The sequence below is a fragment of the Paraburkholderia sp. JHI869 genome (assembly GCF_038900775.1).
Classification (GTDB): domain Bacteria; phylum Pseudomonadota; class Gammaproteobacteria; order Burkholderiales; family Burkholderiaceae; genus Paraburkholderia.
Genome location: NZ_JAYMSC010000002.1, coordinates 296,053 through 315,295 on the forward strand (window position 1 = coordinate 296,053; position 19,243 = coordinate 315,295).

Genomic DNA, 19,243 nt, shown 5'->3' on the forward strand with positions numbered 1-19,243 from the left:
TAATGCATGTAACGGGTATACCCGCAACGCCGTGGAATGCCCCTCAGTTACTCGATGCGGGGCGCTTCGGCCGCCAGGCGGGCGGCGAGCCGGTCGCGCAGTTGCAGGTAGGCGTCAGCGAGCGTTTTTTCGCTGGTGTCGAAGGTCATGTCGGCGCGCCCGTACAGCTCGCTGCGGCCAGCCAGGATGCGCTTGAGGTCGTCCATCGCCTCGTTGTTGCCCGAATTGCCCGACATGGGCCGCAGGTCCCCCTGCGCCACAACGCGGCGCATGTGCTCCTCGGGCGCGGCCTGCAGCCAGACGGTGAAGCAGTGCGCGAGCAGCACATTGAACGTGGCGGGCTCGGACACGAGGCCGCCCGGCGAGGCGATCACGGCGCGCGGGTGCTCCGCGACAACGGCCTCGAGCGCCCGGTGCTCGTAGCGCCGATACGCGCTCGCGCCATACAGCGCATGAATTTCCGAAGGCGGACAGCCCGCCAGCTGCTCGATCACCCGCGTCAGTTCGACGAACGGCACCTTCAGCTCCTGGGCGAGCATGCGCCCGAGCGTGGACTTGCCCGCACCGCGCAGGCCGATCAGCGCGATGCGCTCGTTGCGGTGCGGGTCGGCGCTCGTGTGCGAGAACATCTCGGCGAGCGCCACGCGCGCGCGCTGCAGGGCGGACGGGTCGCGCCCCTGCAGCAACTCGCGGATCAGGAGCCATTCCGCCGACGAGGTCGTGACGTCGCCAATCACCTCGGCGAGCGAGCAGCTCAGCGTGTTCGCGATCTGCCGCAACACCAGCACGGAGGCGTTCCCCACCCCGGACTCCAGATTCGCCAGATGCCGCTCCGAAAGCCCGGTTTCCGCCGCCAGCGTCTTGCGCGTCATGCCGCGCCGCGCGCGCAGCATGCGCACGCGCTCGCCCATGGCGGTCAGGAACGGGTCGCGTTCGGCGCGCTCGCCGCGTGTGGCGTCGTCGGCGGCTTCCGCTGGAAGCTCGGCAATGTATGTTTGCTTCATCTTAGGGAATCTCTGAACCCGCGTTTATGTACTATAGTGCTTGACATGCATTTTGCTAACCGCTAATTTTCCGCGAAAAGGTAGATCGCCGACAAATCCGATCGAGGCAGACAGAGCGGAGACAAGACCGTGCCAAACCAAGCAGCGTCGCCTGAACACGCCGCGGCCATGCCGCCGCCCGCGCAATTCAACTTCGCCACGCATCTGTTCTCGCTCAACGCCGCGCGCGCCGCGAAAACCGCTTATATCGACGACACGTTCACGCTCAGCTACGGCGAACTCGAAACGCAGGCTCGCCGCTTCGCGAGCGCGATGCGCGCGCTCGGCGTCCACACGGAAGAACGCGTTCTGCTCGTGATGCTCGATACCGTCGAGCTGCCCGTTGCGTTTCTCGGCGCGCTCTATGCCGGAATCGTGCCGGTGGTCGTCAATACGCTGCTCATGCCGGCCGACTATGTGTATATGCTCACGCACAGCCGCGCGCGCGTGGTGATCGCGTCGGGCGCGGTACTGCCGGTGGTAAGCGCAGCGCTCGCCGAAGCACAATGTGAGGACTGCCAGTTAATCGTTTCGCAGCCCCAGGCGCGCGCGTCCACTGAAACGGACGCTTCCGCCGCATATGCGCCGCAACACGTTCTCGCCGATCTGATCGCGCGCGCCGGGCCCGCCCCGCGCGCCGCGCAAACGGGCTGCGACGACATCGCGTTCTGGCTCTACTCCTCGGGATCGACGGGAAAGCCCAAAGGCACGGTGCATACGCACGCCAATCTCTACTGGACCGTCGAAACTTACGCAAAGCCCATTCTCGGCATACTTGAGTCCGACGTCGTGTTTTCGGCGGCCAAGCTGTTCTTCGCCTATGGCCTCGGCAACGGCCTTTCGTTTCCGCTCTCGGTGGGCGCGACCACGATCCTGATGGCGGAGCGCCCCACCGCCAACGCTGTTTTCGCGCGCCTCGTGAAGCATCGGCCCACGGTGTTCTACGGCGTGCCCACGCTCTACGCGAGCATGATGGCCTCGCCCAATCTCCCTGCACGCGCCGACGTCGCGCTGCGGGTGTGCACCTCCGCCGGCGAAGCGCTGCCGCGTGAATTGGGCGAGCGCTTCAGGGAGCACTTCGGCAGCGACATTCTCGACGGCCTCGGCTCCACGGAAATGCTGCACATATTCCTCTCCAACCGCCCGGGCGTTGTCGAATACGGCACGACGGGCCGCCCCGTGCCCGGCTACGAAATCGAACTGCGCGACGAGACCGGTGCGCTCGTGCCCGACGGCGAAATAGGCGACCTCTTTATCCGCGGACCCAGTGCGGCCGTGATGTACTGGTGCAATCGAGAGAAGTCGCGCGCGACCTTCCTCGGCGATTGGGTCAAGAGCGGCGACAAGTACCGGCGCCTGCCGAACGGCGCCTATGTCTATGCGGGCCGCAGCGACGACATGCTCAAGGTGAGCGGCCAGTATGTATCTCCCATCGAAGTGGAAATGGTCCTCATGCAGCACGACGCGGTGCTCGAAGCGGCCGTGATAGGCGTCGATCAGGGCGGCCTCGTGAAGACCTGCGCGTTCGTCGTCCTCAAGCAGGCGGCACAGGAAAACTCGCACGACGCGTTGGCCGAGCAGTTGAAGGCGTTCGTCAAGACGCGGCTCGCGCCGCACAAGTACCCGCGCGACATTCTGTTCGTCGACGATCTGCCGAAAACGGCGACCGGTAAGATCCAGCGCTTCCGGTTGCGTCAGCAGTTTCAGTCGTGACAGTGATCACCGCCATGAACGAGAGCGTATTCGCCGATCTGCCCGCCACTTCCACGCGCGATGCGTTGCGCATCGAATATCGCTGGATCGGCGCGGCCGCCAGCGATGCGTCGCTCGCCGTGTTCCTGCACGAGGGTCTCGGTTCGATCGCAATGTGGAAGGACTGGCCCGCCGCGCTTTGCGATCGCCTCGGCATGCGTGGGCTCGTTTATTCGCGCCCGGGTTACGGGCGTTCCACACCGCGCGCGCATGGCGTGAAATGGCCGGTCGATTTCATGTCGGCACAGGCGCGCGACGTTTTACCTGCGCTGCTCGACGTACTCGGCGTAAGCGCCGCTGAACGCGCGCGGATGTGGCTGATCGGCCATAGCGACGGTGCGTCCATCGCCCTGCTCTACGCCGCCGCTTTTCCCGGCGCACTCGCGGGCGCCGTGGCGATTGCGCCGCACGTGTTCGTCGAGGACATCTCGGTAGCAAGCATCGGCGAGGCGAAGGTTGCGTACGAAACGACCCGCTTGCGCGAAAGGCTCGGGCGTTATCACGACGATGTCGATTCCGCGTTCTACGGCTGGAACGATATCTGGCTCGATCCCGCCTTCCGTGCCTGGGACATCGTGGGCGAACTGGCGTCGATTCGTGCGCCGTTGCTCGCCGTGCAGGCCATAGACGACCACTACGGCACCATGGCGCAAGTCGAAGCCATTGGCGCGGCCGTGCCGCATGCGCGCATCCACGCACTCGCGCAGGGCGGGCATTCTCCGCATCGCGACGCGCCGCAGCCGCTCGACGACGCCATCGAGCAGTTCGTTTCCACCCAACGGAAGCCCGCGGCCTGACACGCCACAGCGCGCCTCCAGCGCCCGCCGAATACCCCAAAACAGGGGCGAATCGATGCATCACGCATAGCACTCACTCGTAAGCGCAGTGCCGAAGCCGGTATAAGGCCAAACTAAGGGCCAAACCCGCCTCATCGGTGCAATCCTTTGGTGATATTGTCTTTCTTTGCCGGGTGGAGACGGGGTCCGACCACGCGAGACCGCCGGCAGGAAAACAAGCAGCACGGGGAACCAAAAAAGCGAGACGCAAGAAGACCGGCGCGAACCGCGCGCGCCGGCCAGAACGATGAGCGATTCCATCCTGATGAACGTTTCAAGAACCTCGGTGCGACTGAGGCGAGCCTGGGCGTCGATGCGTCCGCGCTTCGTGCGCGCCTTCGCGCCCGCGCTGCGCAACCTGCAATACGTGAAGCGCCGCATGCGCCCGCTCGCCGTCGTGGCGAGCGTGGGCTTCCCGCTTTACTACTACGTCTGGAAAGACCTCTTTCCTCAGCCGTATGAAAATCTCACGCTGCGCCTGATCGGCTCGTTACTGTTCGTGCCGATCCTGGCGTTCGAACGCTGGCCCGCCGCGCTGAAAAAGCTGCTGCCGTGGTACTGGTACTTCTGCACGCTCTACGCGCTGCCGTTCTTTTTCACGTTCATGCTGCTCAAGAACAACGGCAACGAAGTGTGGGTGGAGAGCGCGCTGATCGCGGCGTTCGTGATGGTGCTGCTGCTCGACTGGCTCATGCTCGTGCTGCAGTTCCTCGTGGGCATCAGCCTCGCGGTGATCGCGTACTGCCTCACCACGTACCCCATCGTGCTCGGCCCGAACTATCTCACCCATCTGGCGATCTTTTCGTTTGCCGTGGCGATCGGCGCGGTGGCCAATTACGATCAGGACCGCATTCAGATCGAACAGGAGCGCGCCATGCTGGCCACGGCGGGCAGCGTGGCGCACGAACTGCGCACGCCGCTCGTGGCGATACGCGTGGGCGCCGCGGGACTCATGCGCTATTTGCCCGCGCTGCTCGACACCTATCAGCTCGCCCAGCGCAGCCGCTTGCCCGTGCCTAAAATACGCGTGGCGCATCTGCATTCACTGCAAGGCGTGGTTGGCCGCATTGAACAGGAAGCCCTGCATTCGAATGCGATCATCGACATGCTGCTCGCCACGGCGCGCTTTACGGGCGGCAACATGCAAAACGCAACAACATGTTCGATCGTGCATTGCGTGGAAACCGCACTCGCGCGTTTTCCGTTTCGCGAAGGCGACCGTCGTCGGGTAATCTGCAATCTGCGCCCCGATTTCGAATTCCACGGATCTGAAATGCTTACCGTTCACGTGCTCTTCAATCTGCTGAAAAATGCCTTCCGGCATATGGGCAGCATCGAAGGCGCGCAGATTTCTATTCGTCTTGAATCAGGACAACGGGCCAATCGTTTGATTTTCAGCGATACGGGCACCGGTATTTCCCCTGAGGTATTGCCGCACATCTTCACACGCTTTTATACTTCGACAACCGCCACCGATGACGTGACGCTCGGAGCAGGAATCGGGCTGGCATTCTGCCGCGATGTCATGCAAGCGATGGGTGGAGCGATTACCTGCTCTTCCGTAAAAGGCGAATATACCGAGTTCGTTTTGACATTCCCTGCGCCATGACGAAAGCCATTCAGCCGTTCTCCTACCCGACCACCGTCGCGTTCATCGACGACAGCGCCGCGTTCCTTTCGAACCTGAGCCTGCAACTCGACCCCGACCTGGCCTTCCGCCTGTTCAGCTCGCCCTCCGAGGCGCTGAAGTTTCTCAATGGACGTTCGCCGCACGACCGCGCGGCGGAGCCCATCTTCAGCCCCTATCTGGACCGTACCGAAGAAAACGATGCGCACCAGGTAATCGCCATGCGCGTCGATGCGATACGAAGTCTCGTACATAACGCTTCGCGCTTCGAATCGGTTTCGGTCGTGGTGGTCGATTACGACATGCCCGAACTCAACGGCATGGAGTTTTGCCGCCGCATTACCGACCCGTCGATCAAGAAAATCGTGCTGACCGGCAAAGCGGACGAGCACGTGGCCGTGAAGAGCTTCAACGAAGGGCTGATCGACCGCTTCATCCGCAAACACGAAATCGACGCGGTGGAAACGCTGAACCAGGCGATCGACGATATGCAGCGCGCGTATTTCGACCGCTGCTGCAGCACAGTGCTCGACGCGCTCGCCGTTTCCGAATATGCATTCCTTAAAGATCATGCGCTCGCCGCGCACGTGAAAGGCATTGCCGATTCATTGGGCATCGTCGAACACTATCTCTCGTACCAACCACATGGACTCCTGATGTTCGACGGAGTCGGCACCGCGTACCTGCTCGTCATTCACACTGACGAATCGCTGCGAGGCGTGCGCGAAATCGCCGTCGAACAAGGGGCGCCCATCAGCTTCCTGGCGGAGCTCGACAGCCGTCGCAGCCTGCCCTACTTCTGGCGCACGGAAGGCTATTACCCGTCACAGTGCGCGGAATGGCAGCCGTATATGCACCCCGCATCGGAATTTCACGGCGACCGTCGCTACCTCTACGCAGTCGTGAAGAAGCCGGCGGGGCTCGCGCTCGACAATGTGCTGCCCTACGACCGGCATCTCGACCAGCTGGACCGCGAGATTCAGGCGGCGTGGGACTCACCCTGATTTACGGCGGCGATTTGCGGTACTGATTTGCGGTACATTCGCCGCAGGCCGTAAATCGGGTGCACCCACACGTTATCGCTGTCTCGCTCCATGCCGGCTCAATTGCGCGAGGCTCAGGCCGCCACGGCCACCATCGGCATGTTCACCACGCTCTGAGGCATACGCACGCGCGCACGGCCCGCGTTGCGTTCGTTGCGGCGCGTGGACGGCCAGTTCCACATCTGCACCTCGTCGCGAATCTCCGCGCACACATCCACGAGACGCTCCAGTTCCTCCTCGCACAGCGCCGCATTGAGCGAGAGACGCACGAGCGAGCGGTTCTGCGCCGTGGCGGGCGCACAGAACACCGAACCAAAAATGCCGCGCGCTTCGAGCGCGTCGCGCAGCACGATCGTCTGCGGCTCCGGCCCGGCTTCGAGCGCGATGATCTGCGTCTCGCTGCCGTTCAGGTTGTAGCCAAGCTCGGCAAGCCGTGAGCGCACGTAGCGCGCGTTGGCCGCGACGCGCGCGCGCCGCCAGTCTTCGCGCTCGATCACGTCGAGCGTCGCCGCGAGACCCGCTGTTTCATGCGGCAACAGCGTCGAGCTGAAAATAGCGGGCAGCGCCTCGCACTTGAAATACTCCTGGAAGCGGCGCGAACAGCTGATGATCCCCGCACGCCCGGCAAACGCCTTCGCAAGACTCGCGGTGCGGAAATGCACGCGGTCGATGAGCCCGAGTTCGGCCACCATGCCCGCACCGTGCGGGCCGTGCGTGCCGAGCGAATGCGACTCGTCGACGACCAGCACGCAGTCATGCTCGGCGCACACGTCGGCGATCGCCGCGAGCGGCGCCACACTGCCGTTCGTGCTGTACACCGAATCGACGATCACGATCCCCGCCCCGTAGCGCTGAATGCGCTGCTCGAGGTGATCGACATCGTTGTGGAAGAAACTAATCGCGCGCGCGCCCGCGCTGCGTATGCCTTCCCACAGCGACATGTGCGCCATCATGTCGACGTACACCGGCGTCTGCGCGTTGGCGATCGACTGAATCAGCCCCGTGTTCGCGGCAAATCCCGACTGGCACAACACACTCGCTTCGGCCCCCATGTATGAAGCGAAGCGGTCTTCGAGTGCGAGTTGCGGGCAGTCGTCGCCGTGCAGGAACACGCCCGACATCAGGAGCCCGTTGCCCTCCGAGCGGATGCTCATGCACATTGCATCGAGAATCTCGGGGTGGCGCGCAATCGAAAGGTAATCGTTACTCGAAAGGTGCAAGGCATCAGCATTCGCAACGCGGCCCTTCATGATGTGGCCCCCGGCCCAGCTTTCCTGCACGCGATCGGTGTAGTAACGATCGACACGTGCTGCGAGGAATGCGGGCAATGCCGCGTCGTTGTTTTGTGCGCTACGCCAGTTGCTACCAACTTTCATCTCAGGCTCCTTGTGGTTAAAGGCCGCCCCCGGTGGCGACTTGTCTGGTCAGGATGGATACCGGAAGGCAGGCCCGTAATGTGCCCGCAACGAAACGGCACGCGCGATGAGGCTCGACGTGCATGTTTCGGCAGCGGACTTTTGAATGTGGGTGATGCAATGACTGGCTAGCGCGTGAGTCGCGACGCGCGGCGGGGAGCAGCCCAGGCCGGCGGCGCCAGAGCGCGCTTGAATTCGGAGCGAATTCGAAAACCAATGCTGGCGCAGGGCGCCGGGAGCAGGCGCCTTCATATCCGCACGAATCCCGCTTTGCGTGATCGTCACTGGTTACAAGGGAAGAAACGCCCGCCCGAAAATTTTTTGAGGCGCGCCACGAGAGGTCATGCAGACCATGAACGTCATGCAGCGAAAGCGCCTTCCCGCTGCACGTAACGTCAGTCGCGCCATTGATAATTATCGTTTAAAAACAGCGCTGTTAAGATCTTCGGCGTGCGCAACTATGCGTAGCGCATGGAGTTTCGATAAGGTTTGATCGTCGCGCCGCGAAAGGGCGCGAGCATTGATTCACAACGCATAGATTGCACGAGACCGACCGACAGAATCGTCAGAAGGCCACGACGCGGTCGCGCCCGCGTGACTTGGCGACATAGAGCGCGGCATCCGCGCGCGCCATCAACGTGGCGAGCGAGTCCTGTGCCTGAACTTCATCCACACCCGCGCTGAACGTCAGCCCGTCATGCGCCTCCTGCCCGGATTCGCGAGCGTGAGCGTCGGCGCTGCGGCGCACGGAGAGCGTCAACACGCGCAACTCGTCAAGACGCGTCACGGCGTCGTCGCGGGTCATACCCACAAAGAGCAACGCAAATTCTTCGCCGCCCAGGCGGCCAAACACGTCCTCCGCACGCACACCGCCCTTCACGATGCGGCAGAATTGCGCGAGAACACGGTCACCGGTGGCGTGTCCGTAGCGGTCGTTGATCGACTTGAAGTGATCGATATCGACAATCGCGAACGCGACCCGCTGGCTCTTGTCGCGCGCGGCTTCGAGCGACGCGTTCGCCTGGGCGAGAAAGGCGCGCCGCGTGAGCGCGCCGGTCAGTTCGTCCTGGTTCGCGAGGCGTTCGAGCCGCTCGGCCATGCGATCGTGCGCGAGCAGGACCATGCCGATCGAAAGCGCAGGCAGCACGAGAATGCCGAGTGCAAGCCATGCCACGTTGAGCGGCGTGAAGTCGAGCAGCCCATACTGCTTCACGAAGCCGCTGCCATACATCGCCCCGCGCAGCGCGTGCGCGAACGCACCCAGCCAGGCCGCCAGGGTCACGAAACGGTAGCTGTACACGGGGCGCTCGAGCGGCCGGCAACGCAGCGCGAGCCAGCCGATCGACGTGTAGATGGCCGCATGAAACGCCGAGACAACGGCCACGCGCGCGCCGAGACTGGGCGTTACCCAATACCACCACACAATACCCGTTGCGAGCGCAACGGTTCCCGCGTAGGCGAGCGGCACGCGCGGCTTGAGCCCGAAGAACTGACGGCAGCCCTCGAGCAGGCGCACGACGGCCAGCGCCAGCAACGTATTCGAAACGAACACGGTGAAGATCGGCCAGCCAAGCCGTTGCAGGCCCGCGAGCAGGAGCGCCACGCTCGCCATCAAATAGGCGCCGATCCACCGCCCGACACCGGGAATACCCGCAGGCCGCAGCGAGCCGAGAATGGCCAGGCTCATGATGCTCGAAAGCACCGTGACGAGAAGAATATTGACCGGATCTAGCATGTACGGCGTGGTCTGAAGATATGCCTCAGTTTACGGCATCATTTTGAAAAACATTCGCTGCGGCCCCGTGTAGAGGGTTTATTCGAATCCGGCTAGTCGGCCGGGTGAAGCGGCTGTGGCTCGGCGCAGCAGGAAAAATCGACGAAACTTCCCGATTCTATTGGGACTGCGAACCGTAATCGTCCCGCACGAGACACGAAAATCCCGCCGCACCCTCCCGACGCTTGACGAACGGCCTGAATGACCGCGACCATGCTTGAGACGCCACGACGTCACAGGAGACATGTCATGACCCAACATGCGTTGTACGTCGAGCTGCACGCGCAGCCCGGCAAGGAAGAGGAACTGGCGGCATTTCTCGCGGGCGCGAAGCCGCTGGTCGATGCGGAGGCGGCTACGCCCGCCTGGTTCGGTGTGCGCTTCGATCATGCGACGTTTGCAATCTTCGATGCATTCGAAAACGAAGCCGGCCGCGACGCGCATCTGAACGGCCAGGTGGCCGCGGCTTTGATGGCGCGCGCGGGCGAACTGCTGGCCGCACCGCCGCAGATTCGCCGCGCCGACGTGCTTGCCGACAAACTTCCGGCCTGAGCGCCCACCCCTTCCTACGTCCGTAAAAGGGGCACGCACAGGTAAAAAAGGCGGCGGGAATGGCATCTGCGGGAGACGTCGCGATCTTCGAAGGAGAAGCCGATGAAGCCTGCTTTCGCTCATGAGGCAACCCCCGACCAGGTGCGCGCGAACGCCGAGGCGCTGACCGAGCGCGTGCTGCGCGCGCTCGAATGCGTCACCTGGCCCGCGCACCCCGCCACGCTGATTGAAAGCGCCGAGCGCAGCGGCGCGCAGCGCGACGTGATCGACGCGCTGCGCCTGTTGCCCGACGAGGCGTTCGGCAGCTTTCCCGAAGTCTCGGCGCTCATCGTCGCAGCGCAGTTGCGCGAGCATGAATCCTCCGCCCAAGGGGGCGCGGCGACGCAAGGATGACGAACAAGGCTGAAAACGATACCGGGTGCGCGGCTCGGGAACGGAAATTGCACGCTGCGGGACGGCCGCCGGATACCTACGGCCCGCCGCGACGCGATCGCGAAGAACAAAGGCACAGCCGCCACGATCGGCCGGGCCGCTCACGCAAGAAACGTATGGCTACCGTATTACTAGTCGACGACGACATCAACGCACTCGACGCGCTCAAGGAACTGGTCGGTCAGGAAGGTTATCGGGTCCGGACTGCCGCAGACGGCTCGGATGCGCTGCAAAGCGCGCTCGACGACCCTCCCGATGTCGTGATCTCCGACTGCATGATGCCGCACATGGACGGCCTCGCCCTCATGCGCGAAATGAAGCGCAGCAGCAAGCTCGCGAGCGTACCGTTCGTGCTCGTCTCTGCGCTCGTCACCCCGCCCCCCGACGCGGACGTCGTCGGGTTCCTCCGCAAGCCCTTCGCGGTTGCGCAACTGCTCGACATCCTCCACCGGGTCGCCACGCCCTGAGAAGCTCGAGCCTCGTACACCGCATGAACGATTTACATCGTCGTTGTAGCGACTGACGCGACACCGGGGCGCGCACGGCGCCCATTCACAGTCCTTTCCTTGATTCGCAATCCTGAATGATAGACGGACCCGGCACACCGGGGCACGACCGATGCTGTGGAATCGGCGTGGCCGGTCCATTCCGGGCCGGCACGGGATCGAACCCTCAAGCCGAATCGCATCGTGATGTGATTTGCATATCTTAGGGAGGTCGAAATGAGCGAATACGCAGGCCGCTCGCACGACGAGCGCGTGGCGCAACGCAAGCGCGAGAAAAAAGGCGCCACGGACCCACCGGGCGGCGATATGGCCGTGCACGGCACCGAGCCCGACGCCACCCACAGCAGCGGCGAACTCTCGGAACAAGGCAAGGAAGTTTGGCGCAAGGGGGCGGGCCTCGACGGCGGCGGCAAGAGCGGCTGAATCCCTCTTCAAGCCACCACGACCGCCAGAGCGTATCGTTGCGCCCTCACCTTGCGCAACTTATGGATGAACGGCGCGCCGCGCGCGGGGAGATGCCCGGCGTGCGTGTTTCATCGCGAACAAGGAGAACATCATGGCCTACCCGCAAACTCCAATCGGGTCAACGCCGCGCAGCAGCGACGGCGCACGTATTGTCGGCCGCGACCCTTCGGCCACGCCTGGCCCCGGCCCCGACGTGATGGCGGCCAGCACACTGGACAGCGACCGCGTGCTGAGCTCGGACGGCGACGAAGTCGGCAAGGTCAAGGAGATCATGCTCGACGTGCAAAGCGGCCGCATTGCCTACATGGTGATGTCGAGCGGCGGCTTTCTCGGCATTGGCGACAAGCTGCTCGCGGTGCCGTGGAACGCGCTCACGCTCGACGCGGCGCGCAAATGCTTCGTGATCGCACTCAACTCCGAGCGCGTGAAGAACGCACCGGGTTTCGACAAAGGCGAGTGGCCCTCGATGGCCGATCGCACCTGGGCCAGCTCCGTACACCAGTACTACGGCCGCGAGCCGTACCGGGGCGACGACGCCACGAGCCTTCCGCTCGACGAGCCGGGCCGCGAGCCGCCTGAAGCCGGCGGTGTGAAGCTCTGAGGAGCGCGCACGCTCATAACCAGGCATCACCAGGCGCTCATCAGGCGCACACGGCGGCGCCAACGTGTCATGCTAGTGCTCGCGAGTACAACGACAACGCAATGACAAAATCGCGAACACACCATGACATCGATGGATCGCCGTGATTTCCTTCGCGCCGCCGCCGCGGGAGCGACGCTCACCCTGCTGCCGCCCGCGATCCAGCGGGCGCTGGCCATCCCGGCCAACAACGCAACCGGAACGATTGAGGACGTGCAGCATATCGTCGTCTTCATGCAGGAAAACCGCGCGTTCGACCATTATTTCGGCACGCTGCCCGGTGTGCGCGGCTTTGCTGACCGCATCACGATTCCTTTGCCCGACGGCGCCAATGTATGGCAGCAGAGCGACGGCACGCGCACGCTGCTGCCGTTCTACCTGGACAGCCGCAAGGGCAACGCATTGCTCGCAGGCGGCGCGCATAACTGGGCCGACGCTCACGCGGCCTGGGACCACGGCCGCATGACGCACTGGCCCAAGTTCAAGGGCGACGTCTCGATGGGCTATTTTCAGGCCTCCGACCTGCCGTTTCATTTCGCGCTCGCCAACGCCTTCACGATCTGCGACGCGTACTACTGCTCGCTGCAAGGCGGCACCAACGCGAACCGGCTCTTTCTGTTCACCGGCACGAATGGCCCCACGGCCTCGCCTTATGCCGTGGTCAACAACAATGGTTGGGACAACATCGGTGCGCCGTCCATGGGCCTGAAATGGACCACATATCCGGAACGCTTGCAGGCCGCAGGGGTGACGTGGAAGGTGTACGAGAATCAGCCCGATAACTACACGGACAATCCGCTCGTCGGGTTCGCAAGCTATCGCCAGGTTCTCGAGGCCGTCGACGGCTCGCCCAACGTGCCGTGGACTCAAGCGATCGAAGCGCGCGAGCCGCTGTATAAGGGCGTTGGCAATACGATGCCCGATGGCGGCTTCCTGCAGGCGCTCAACGACGACATCGCGGCGAACCGGTTGCCCCAGGTGAGCTGGATCATCGCGCCGCAGGCCTATTCCGAACACCCCGCCGTTTCGACGCCGGGCCAGGGCGCGTACTACCTCCAGCGACTGCTGGAAGCGCTCACGCGCAATCCGGACATCTGGGCCAAGACCGTGCTCTTCGTGAACTTCGATGAGAACGATTGTTTCTTCGACCACATGCCGCCGCCTTGCCCGCCCTCGCCCATCAAAAATGGAGAGTACGCCGGCAAATCCACCGCCAGCACGCGCCACGAATACTTCACCATGCCTAACCCGCCCGGCGACGGCAAGCCGGTCGCGCCCGACGGCTTGCCGTTCGGGCCCGGCCCGCGCGTGCCGATGCTCGTCGTCTCGCCGTGGAGCACGGGCGGCTATGTGAACTCCGAAGTCTTCGATCACACTTCGGTGCTGCGCTTCATCGAAATGCGCTTCGGCGTGCGCGAGCCGAACATCAGCCCGTGGCGGCGTGCGGTATTCGGCGATCTCACCTCAACATTCAACTTCAGCACACCGAACGAAAAACCCGTGCAGACGTTTTCCGCCCCCACAAAAGCGGCGGCCGACGCGCTGAGCAAGCAACAGAACGCGCTCAAGCCCGTGCCGGTGCCGCCGCCCGACACCCAGACCATGCCGCAGCAGGCACGCATGACGCGGCCCTCGCGCGCACTGCCGTACCGCCTCAACGTGGATGCGAGCGTCGACGGGCGTCATCACAGGATTCAACTGGAGTTCGGCAACGAAGGAACGGCCGGCGCCGTATTTCACGTGTACGACCCGCTTCACCTCGACAAGTCACCGCGCCGCTACACCGTCGAGGCAGGCAAGACACTGCGCGACACGTGGACACCCACCGTCGCCGACGACGGCGCATACCGACTGTGGGTGCTTGGACCGAACGGCTTTCATCGCGCATTCGAGGGCAACGTGCGCGCGGCGGCGCACGGGCCGAATCCTGAAGTGCGCGTGCGCTACGACGCCGCGAGCAATGCGCTCGACGTGAGCATCGCGAATCGTGCAAACGTAACTTCGAACGTGACCATAGCGGCTAATGCCTACCGCAGCGACGGGCCGTGGACCTACGCGGTGCGCGCCGGTGAGCCGGTGCAGTCGAACTTCGCAGTCGCGGATTCGGGCGGCTGGTACGACTTCACGCTGAGCGCGGAGAACGGTGTGATGCGGCGCTTCGCCGGCCGTGTAGAAACCGGCAAGGACAGCGTGAGCGATCCGGCCATGGGTGCGTGAGGGGCCAGAGGCGCCCGAGAATACCTCCAACGCGCTCGCGCAGTACACTGCCCGTTCCCTTCACGATGGCCGCGCGCGGCTTCACGTCCCGCACATTCAACGCGCGTTCACGAGCGTGGCCAGCCTTACCCCTCCAGGAGCCCGCATGAAAATCGATCTGACCGGAAAACTCGCGCTCGTCACCGGCTCGGCCGCTGGCATCGGTCTCGCCGCGGCCAAAGGCCTCGCGCTCTCGGGCGCGGACGTGATCGTCAGCAGCCGTCGCACCGAAACCGTGCGTGAAGCGGAGGCTGCGCTGCGCACCGCGGCGCCCGGCGCGCGGGTGCAGGGTTTCGTCGGCGATCTTTCCAACCCAGAAGGATGCGATGCACTCGTGAAAGCGCACCCGCAGGTGGACATTCTCGTGAACAATCTCGGCGTGTTCCAGCAGCAGGACTTCTTCGAGATTCCCGATGACGAATGGCTGCGTTTCTTCGAAACGAATGTGATGTCGGGTGTCCGCCTCTCGCGCGCCTATGCGAATGCCATGGTCAAGCGCGGCTGGGGGCGCATTGTATTTATTTCTTCGGAATCGGGGTTGAACATTCCCGCCGACATGATCCATTACGGCATGACGAAAACCGCGCAACTCGCGCTCGCACGCGGCTTAGCCAAGCGTCTCGCGGGGACGGGCGTCACGGTCAATTCGGTGCTGCCGGGCCCGACGCTTTCCGATGGCGTGACGCACATGCTCAAGGACGAAGTGGCCGCTTCGGGCAAAACCGTCGAGGAAGTCGCCGCGCAGTTCGTGCAGACGCATCGGGCCTCCTCCATCATCCGGCGCGCGGCGAGCGTGGAGGAAGTGGCGAACATGATCGTCTACGCGTGTTCGAAGGAGGCATCCGCCACGACGGGCGCGGCCTTGCGCGTGGACGGCGGCGTGGTGGATACCATCGCGTGATGTCCGCCGCCGCGAGTGCGCGCATTTGATTCGTAATACGAAGGATATGACCGCAGCCGTCGCACACAAAAAAGCAGCCCGCGCGGGCGGGCTGCGATTCGACCACGGTAACAAGCGTGGCACAGGCGTGGCTCGCTATTTATCCCCTTCTCACGACGCCAAGCAGCAACGTGACGAGGAAAATCACGAGGAAGATGAAGAACAGGATCTTGGCGATCGATGCCGCACCCGCCGCGATGCCGCCAAAACCAAACACGGCCGCGATGATCGCGATGATAAAGAAAATGACAGCGTATTGAAGCATGACGTCCTCCTGCACCCGGTGCGAACCGGCTCAAGGGTGGTCGCCGCGCCCCGGCGCCGCGTGCGGTCGCCCGATGCCCGGCATCTGGTTGAGCAGGACGGATCTACGCGCCCGTCCCTGCAGGATCATCACAGCAAGCGCGGTGCCTGAGGCTGGGCGCGCGCTTTCGGCAATCCAGTTTTAGCAGGATGTTGGCAAACGCGCGCGAGCCGCGTTGCGTCACGCCACTTGCGGATGCCAGCCAGCGCGCTGGAACGCCGTGGCGAAGAAGAGCACCTGGTAGCGGATCGAGTTCGACCAGTAGGACCACGTATGGCCGCCTGGGCGTTCCGCGTAATCGTGCGGCACGCCCAGTTCGATGAGCTTTTCGTGCAGCGTGCGGTTCGACTGCACGAAGAAGTCGCTCACGCCGCAGTCGATGGTGAGCGCGATATGCGCGTGCTCGAAGTCCTGCGCGCTATCCACGATCGCATTGCTGTTCCAGAACGACGCGTGCCGCGCGGGGTCGCCGAAAACGTGATCGATACCCGGCTCGTCTTCGCAGTTGCGCGGATCGACCGCGCCGCTGATGCTGCCGGCCGCGCCGAACGTCTCCTGCCGGTCCAGCGCGATGCGCAGCGCGCCGAAGCCGCCCATGCTCAACCCCGTGATCGCGCGCGCCTCGCGCGTGGCGATCGTGCGGAAATGCGTGTCGATATACGACACGACCTCGCTGCCCACATACGTTTCATAACGACTGTCGCGATCGAACGGACTGTCGATGTACCAGCTCTCGTGACCGCCGTCCGGCATCACGAGCACCACGTGAAAGCGGTCGGCGAGCTTGCCGATGTGGGTGTTCGAGGTCCAGTCGGCATAACTGCCGCCCGAGCCGTGCAGCACGTAGATCACCGGAAAACGAGCGGCGTGGTTGCCGCGCGCGTAGTCGTCGGGCAAGACGACGGTCGCGTCGAACGAGCGCTGCATCGCGGCGCTGGGGATCGAGACGACACGCGTCTGGTAGGCCCAGACGGGAGCACTGAGAAGCAGCGCCAGAACGAACCAGCATGTGCGGACAATAGCCATGAGAAGTCGCTCTTGTGTTGACTGCCACGAAAGACAACTGCTTTCACGGACTCTAACAAGGGCCACTTACAGCCAAATTTCAACGTGCCATACGATTTGTTGGCGAACGTGTGAGAGCCCACATGATGGGAGTTGAAACCCCGCATGCACTATTTTCGAGAGAGCCCTCTATCTCATTGCCTCCGCTGCGCAGGCAGGGTCACGATCAGTCGCCGTTGCGCCGCCTGCGCCGCAGCCGCCCATCGGGCTCGCCCTCATGCAGCAATCCTTTTTGACGCGCCGTGAGCGGATCGGTCAAACACGGCTCCGCATCGAGCTCCTGCTCGAAGCGCTCCCACATGCCCGCAGGCGTATTCGCCGTGCCGACGCGCTTGCCGATGGTGAGCCGGATCTGGTTCGCCCGGCTGATGGTGGAGCGCAACCGGTGGATTTCCCATAGCAGCCGCAATACGACGGGCAACGGATGCCGATCGTAGATTTCAGCCAGTTCCGCTGCGGTGAGCGGAGGGAAGTGACGATGATCGCGTCCCATTTTCCGCCCCAAAACACTGTATATTTATACAGCCTATCACATGTCAGAATGATTCTGAAGGACGGGACGGAGAGACGACCATGTGCACGAACTACGCTGCCGCACGCCGCGACTATCTCTTCAGGCATTACGGCGTCATGCCGCCGGACGACCCGTGGCGCGACGAGATCTACAAGGACTATGCCGCACCGGTGATCCGCCGGGCGAGCGCGGCAGCCGGCTCGCCCGATACGCGCGAAGCCCTGCTCGCGACGTTCGGCATGGTGCCGCGCAAGCACATTCCGCCCGGCGTGAAAGTGTTCGACACGATGAACGCACGCGCCGAATCGGTGGGTGAGAAGCGCAGTTTCAGCGGCGCGTGGAAAAAGCTGCAACTCTGCCTGATACCGTGCGCGGCATTTTTCGAGCCGAGCTACGAGACCGGCAAGGCGGTGCGCTGGCGCATTGGTCTTGCCGATGGCGCTCCGTTCGCCGTTGCCGGTTTATGGCGCGAGTGGGACGAGGGCGAGGCCGGAAAGGCGTATTCGTTCACGATGCTCACCGTCAATTCGAACGATCACCCGCTCATGCAGCGCTTTCACAAACCGGGCGATGAAAAGCGTTCGGTTGTAATCGTGCCGGCTTCCGAGTATGAGAACTGGCTGGCGAGTCGATCAATGGATGAGGCGAGGTCGTTTCTCAATCTTTATCCGGCACAAGGGATGGCGGCGGAGGCGGACCCCGCGCCCCCACGCGTCGCGAAGGCGGCCACATCGCCATAGCAACGCGACCGAGGCCCGTCATCCGTGCGGCAATGCTGCCATGCACGAGTTGCAATCTCGCCATAAAAAGAATGCAGTAGACACCACCTGGCATAGCCCCTCAAATTGGCACGGTCATTCTATTTTGAATGGCGCTCAATAAAGACCATGAGGAGACATCTATGCGCGTTGGCAAGCACGGGGCGTGTGGCATAGCGCTGGCAATTGCCGCAGGCAGTGCAGCAGCGGCCGATTCCAGCGTCACGCTGTACGGCGTGACCGACACTTACCTGCAGTATCTCGACAACGGAGGCAAACATACGACTGGCATGTATAGCGGCGGTTCGACGGGCTCGCTGCTAGGTTTCAAGGGCAACGAAGATCTCGGTGGCGGGCTCACCGCGCAATTCGACGTCGAGGCGGGCTTCAACCTCAACAACGGCTCGCTGTTGATCGACAAGAGCGTGTTGTTTTATCGCCAGGCATGGGTCGGACTCAAGGACGAAACCTATGGATCGCTGAGCTTCGGCCGTCAGTACGATGTGGCGTTTCGCGTCGTTTATCCCGTTGAACCGTTCAACGTCAACGAAGCATTGTCGCCGTTCTCGGCCATGGTGCTCGCCGTCGATCGAAACACGCTCTCGACGCAGTACGATCCGGGCCGCCTCTCCAACAGCGTGCTTTATCAGACGCCGCGCATCGCGGGTGTACAGGGCTATGCGATGTATTCGTTCGCGGCCACCGTGACGGCGCCCGTTCCGTCGACAACGGGCAATACGCTCGGCGTAGGCGTGAACTATACGGGCGCGGGACTCTACGCGGGGCTGGCCTATACAAACCAGCGGCCGGGAACGGAGACTATCGCTTCCCTGCCGGCAACGCTCACGCTGCTCGGCACCGAACACTTCGTCGGAGCGCTCGCGTATCGCCTCGGCATCGTCAATCTGCAGTTCAACTACTCGTACCAGCGCGCGGACAACCCTTCGCCGCGTACGCTCGCTGCGGTTCTCGGTACAGCGCACTCGCTCAGCATCGCCGAACTCGGTGCGACCATTCAGGCGACCTCCGCCGATTCCATTGCGCTTGCCGCGCTATATCGCAATGTGCGCGGCGCACATGACAATACGCCAGGCTTCCAGGCCGGTATCGACCACCTCCTGTCCAAGCGCACGAGTCTTTATGCACGTGTCGGCTATATGAAGAACAACGGCACAGCCACGGTGAGCTGGCCGGGTGTTTCCGTCACCGAAGCGGGCACGAACCAGTTCATGGCGGCCGTCGGCATGACGCACCGCTTCTGATTGCGGATGCCCCCGGGCAAAATGAAAACGGCGACTGAACAGTCGCCGTTTTCATTTCG

The 19,243-nt window shown here is 63.3% G+C and carries 20 protein-coding genes; 14 read left to right on the forward strand and 6 right to left on the reverse strand.

What is annotated here, in order from left to right; translation table 11 throughout:
* Window positions 1-47: 47 nt before the first annotated feature.
* Window positions 48-1,004: a helix-turn-helix transcriptional regulator gene (locus tag VSR72_RS04595; protein ID WP_342951237.1), complete on the reverse strand. Its 957-nt coding sequence runs from the start codon at window positions 1,002-1,004 to the stop codon at window positions 48-50.
* Window positions 1,005-1,172: 168 nt separating this feature from the next.
* Between VSR72_RS04595 and VSR72_RS04600 the strand changes: the two genes are divergently transcribed.
* The 4 genes from VSR72_RS04600 to VSR72_RS04615 all read left to right on the forward strand — a co-directional run bounded on the left by VSR72_RS04600 (window position 1,173) and on the right by VSR72_RS04615 (window position 6,262).
* Window positions 1,173-2,756 (forward strand): benzoate-CoA ligase family protein, encoded by a 1,584-nt coding sequence (locus VSR72_RS04600; protein ID WP_342951568.1) that lies wholly within the window; start codon window positions 1,173-1,175, stop codon window positions 2,754-2,756.
* A 14-nt stretch (window positions 2,757-2,770) separates the two neighbouring features.
* Complete coding sequence (locus tag VSR72_RS04605; protein WP_342951569.1) at window positions 2,771-3,592, forward strand: alpha/beta fold hydrolase; 822 nt, start codon at window positions 2,771-2,773, stop codon at window positions 3,590-3,592.
* 286 nt (window positions 3,593-3,878) lie between these two features.
* On the forward strand, window positions 3,879-5,240 hold the full coding sequence (locus VSR72_RS04610; protein WP_321962395.1) for a HAMP domain-containing sensor histidine kinase: 1,362 nt from the start codon (window positions 3,879-3,881) through the stop codon (window positions 5,238-5,240).
* Complete coding sequence (locus VSR72_RS04615; protein WP_342951238.1) at window positions 5,237-6,262, forward strand: response regulator; 1,026 nt, start codon at window positions 5,237-5,239, stop codon at window positions 6,260-6,262. The genes VSR72_RS04610 and VSR72_RS04615 overlap by 4 nt, the downstream gene beginning before the upstream one ends.
* Before the next feature lie 113 nt (window positions 6,263-6,375).
* On the opposite strand, the gene cqsA is transcribed toward VSR72_RS04615, so the two are convergent.
* Window positions 6,376-7,677, reverse strand: a complete 1,302-nt coding sequence (cqsA, locus tag VSR72_RS04620) for an alpha-hydroxyketone-type quorum-sensing autoinducer synthase (RefSeq protein ID WP_342951239.1) — start codon at window positions 7,675-7,677, stop codon at window positions 6,376-6,378.
* A gap of 382 nt (window positions 7,678-8,059) precedes the next feature.
* Between cqsA and VSR72_RS04625 the strand changes: the two genes are divergently transcribed.
* Complete coding sequence (locus tag VSR72_RS04625; RefSeq protein WP_342951240.1) at window positions 8,060-8,209, forward strand: hypothetical protein; 150 nt, start codon at window positions 8,060-8,062, stop codon at window positions 8,207-8,209.
* A 72-nt stretch (window positions 8,210-8,281) separates the two neighbouring features.
* Here VSR72_RS04625 and VSR72_RS04630 read toward each other — a convergent pair whose 3' ends face one another.
* Window positions 8,282-9,451 carry a GGDEF domain-containing protein gene (locus tag VSR72_RS04630; protein ID WP_342951241.1) on the reverse strand — a complete coding sequence of 390 codons (1,170 nt, stop codon included), beginning with the start codon at window positions 9,449-9,451 and terminating at the stop codon, window positions 8,282-8,284.
* A 288-nt stretch (window positions 9,452-9,739) separates the two neighbouring features.
* On the opposite strand from VSR72_RS04630, the gene VSR72_RS04635 reads away from it, so the two are divergent.
* From VSR72_RS04635 to VSR72_RS04665, 7 genes are all read left to right on the forward strand, one after another.
* On the forward strand, window positions 9,740-10,042 hold the full coding sequence (locus VSR72_RS04635) for an antibiotic biosynthesis monooxygenase (protein ID WP_342951242.1): 303 nt from the start codon (window positions 9,740-9,742) through the stop codon (window positions 10,040-10,042).
* 102 nt (window positions 10,043-10,144) lie between these two features.
* Window positions 10,145-10,435, forward strand: a complete 291-nt coding sequence (locus VSR72_RS04640; protein ID WP_342951243.1) for a DUF2795 domain-containing protein — start codon at window positions 10,145-10,147, stop codon at window positions 10,433-10,435.
* 155 nt (window positions 10,436-10,590) lie between these two features.
* Window positions 10,591-10,941, forward strand: coding sequence for a response regulator (locus tag VSR72_RS04645; RefSeq protein WP_342951244.1), 351 nt, complete (start codon window positions 10,591-10,593; stop codon window positions 10,939-10,941).
* Window positions 10,942-11,196: 255 nt separating this feature from the next.
* Window positions 11,197-11,403 (forward strand): hypothetical protein, encoded by a 207-nt coding sequence (locus tag VSR72_RS04650; RefSeq protein ID WP_342951245.1) that lies wholly within the window; start codon window positions 11,197-11,199, stop codon window positions 11,401-11,403.
* A gap of 133 nt (window positions 11,404-11,536) precedes the next feature.
* Window positions 11,537-12,046: a PRC-barrel domain-containing protein gene (locus VSR72_RS04655; RefSeq protein WP_342951246.1), complete on the forward strand. Its 510-nt coding sequence runs from the start codon at window positions 11,537-11,539 to the stop codon at window positions 12,044-12,046.
* Between the two features lie 123 nt (window positions 12,047-12,169).
* Window positions 12,170-14,302 (forward strand): phospholipase C, phosphocholine-specific, encoded by a 2,133-nt coding sequence (locus tag VSR72_RS04660; protein ID WP_342951247.1) that lies wholly within the window; start codon window positions 12,170-12,172, stop codon window positions 14,300-14,302.
* Window positions 14,303-14,447: 145 nt separating this feature from the next.
* Window positions 14,448-15,242 (forward strand): SDR family oxidoreductase, encoded by a 795-nt coding sequence (locus VSR72_RS04665; RefSeq protein WP_342951248.1) that lies wholly within the window; start codon window positions 14,448-14,450, stop codon window positions 15,240-15,242.
* A 139-nt stretch (window positions 15,243-15,381) separates the two neighbouring features.
* Here VSR72_RS04665 and VSR72_RS04670 read toward each other — a convergent pair whose 3' ends face one another.
* The 3 genes from VSR72_RS04670 to VSR72_RS04680 all read right to left on the reverse strand — a co-directional run bounded on the left by VSR72_RS04670 (window position 15,382) and on the right by VSR72_RS04680 (window position 17,143).
* Window positions 15,382-15,546 carry a DUF1328 family protein gene (locus VSR72_RS04670; RefSeq protein WP_028203076.1) on the reverse strand — a complete coding sequence of 55 codons (165 nt, stop codon included), beginning with the start codon at window positions 15,544-15,546 and terminating at the stop codon, window positions 15,382-15,384.
* Between the two features lie 219 nt (window positions 15,547-15,765).
* Window positions 15,766-16,611, reverse strand: a complete 846-nt coding sequence (locus VSR72_RS04675; RefSeq protein ID WP_342951249.1) for an alpha/beta hydrolase family protein — start codon at window positions 16,609-16,611, stop codon at window positions 15,766-15,768.
* A gap of 205 nt (window positions 16,612-16,816) precedes the next feature.
* Window positions 16,817-17,143, reverse strand: coding sequence for a hypothetical protein (locus VSR72_RS04680; protein ID WP_342951250.1), 327 nt, complete (start codon window positions 17,141-17,143; stop codon window positions 16,817-16,819).
* An 80-nt stretch (window positions 17,144-17,223) separates the two neighbouring features.
* Here VSR72_RS04680 and VSR72_RS04685 point away from each other — a divergent pair, with 80 nt between their 5' ends.
* On the forward strand, window positions 17,224-17,904 hold the full coding sequence (locus VSR72_RS04685) for an SOS response-associated peptidase family protein (RefSeq protein ID WP_342951251.1): 681 nt from the start codon (window positions 17,224-17,226) through the stop codon (window positions 17,902-17,904).
* A gap of 161 nt (window positions 17,905-18,065) precedes the next feature.
* Entirely contained in the window at window positions 18,066-19,184 is a 1,119-nt protein-coding gene (locus VSR72_RS04690) for a porin (RefSeq protein ID WP_342951252.1), read from the forward strand.
* Window positions 19,185-19,243 lie beyond the last annotated feature (59 nt).

Excerpts from the sequence above, each read along its gene's own strand:
- VSR72_RS04595 (WP_342951237.1), bottom strand. The coding sequence starts at position 1,004 with ATGAAGCAAACATACATTGCCGAGCTTCCAGCGGAAGCCGCCGACGAC.
- VSR72_RS04600 (WP_342951568.1), top strand. The coding sequence starts at position 1,173 with ATGCCGCCGCCCGCGCAATTCAACTTCGCCACGCATCTGTTCTCGCTC.
- VSR72_RS04605 (WP_342951569.1), top strand. The coding sequence starts at position 2,771 with ATGAACGAGAGCGTATTCGCCGATCTGCCCGCCACTTCCACGCGCGAT.
- VSR72_RS04610 (WP_321962395.1), top strand. The coding sequence starts at position 3,879 with ATGAGCGATTCCATCCTGATGAACGTTTCAAGAACCTCGGTGCGACTG.
- VSR72_RS04615 (WP_342951238.1), top strand. The coding sequence starts at position 5,237 with ATGACGAAAGCCATTCAGCCGTTCTCCTACCCGACCACCGTCGCGTTC.
- cqsA (WP_342951239.1), bottom strand. The coding sequence starts at position 7,677 with ATGAAAGTTGGTAGCAACTGGCGTAGCGCACAAAACAACGACGCGGCA.
- VSR72_RS04625 (WP_342951240.1), top strand. The coding sequence starts at position 8,060 with ATGCAGACCATGAACGTCATGCAGCGAAAGCGCCTTCCCGCTGCACGT.
- VSR72_RS04630 (WP_342951241.1), bottom strand. The coding sequence starts at position 9,451 with ATGCTAGATCCGGTCAATATTCTTCTCGTCACGGTGCTTTCGAGCATC.
- VSR72_RS04635 (WP_342951242.1), top strand. The coding sequence starts at position 9,740 with ATGACCCAACATGCGTTGTACGTCGAGCTGCACGCGCAGCCCGGCAAG.
- VSR72_RS04640 (WP_342951243.1), top strand. The coding sequence starts at position 10,145 with ATGAAGCCTGCTTTCGCTCATGAGGCAACCCCCGACCAGGTGCGCGCG.
- VSR72_RS04645 (WP_342951244.1), top strand. The coding sequence starts at position 10,591 with ATGGCTACCGTATTACTAGTCGACGACGACATCAACGCACTCGACGCG.
- VSR72_RS04650 (WP_342951245.1), top strand. The coding sequence starts at position 11,197 with ATGAGCGAATACGCAGGCCGCTCGCACGACGAGCGCGTGGCGCAACGC.
- VSR72_RS04655 (WP_342951246.1), top strand. The coding sequence starts at position 11,537 with ATGGCCTACCCGCAAACTCCAATCGGGTCAACGCCGCGCAGCAGCGAC.
- VSR72_RS04660 (WP_342951247.1), top strand. The coding sequence starts at position 12,170 with ATGACATCGATGGATCGCCGTGATTTCCTTCGCGCCGCCGCCGCGGGA.
- VSR72_RS04665 (WP_342951248.1), top strand. The coding sequence starts at position 14,448 with ATGAAAATCGATCTGACCGGAAAACTCGCGCTCGTCACCGGCTCGGCC.
- VSR72_RS04670 (WP_028203076.1), bottom strand. The coding sequence starts at position 15,546 with ATGCTTCAATACGCTGTCATTTTCTTTATCATCGCGATCATCGCGGCC.
- VSR72_RS04675 (WP_342951249.1), bottom strand. The coding sequence starts at position 16,611 with ATGGCTATTGTCCGCACATGCTGGTTCGTTCTGGCGCTGCTTCTCAGT.
- VSR72_RS04680 (WP_342951250.1), bottom strand. The coding sequence starts at position 17,143 with ATGGGACGCGATCATCGTCACTTCCCTCCGCTCACCGCAGCGGAACTG.
- VSR72_RS04685 (WP_342951251.1), top strand. The coding sequence starts at position 17,224 with ATGTGCACGAACTACGCTGCCGCACGCCGCGACTATCTCTTCAGGCAT.
- VSR72_RS04690 (WP_342951252.1), top strand. The coding sequence starts at position 18,066 with ATGCGCGTTGGCAAGCACGGGGCGTGTGGCATAGCGCTGGCAATTGCC.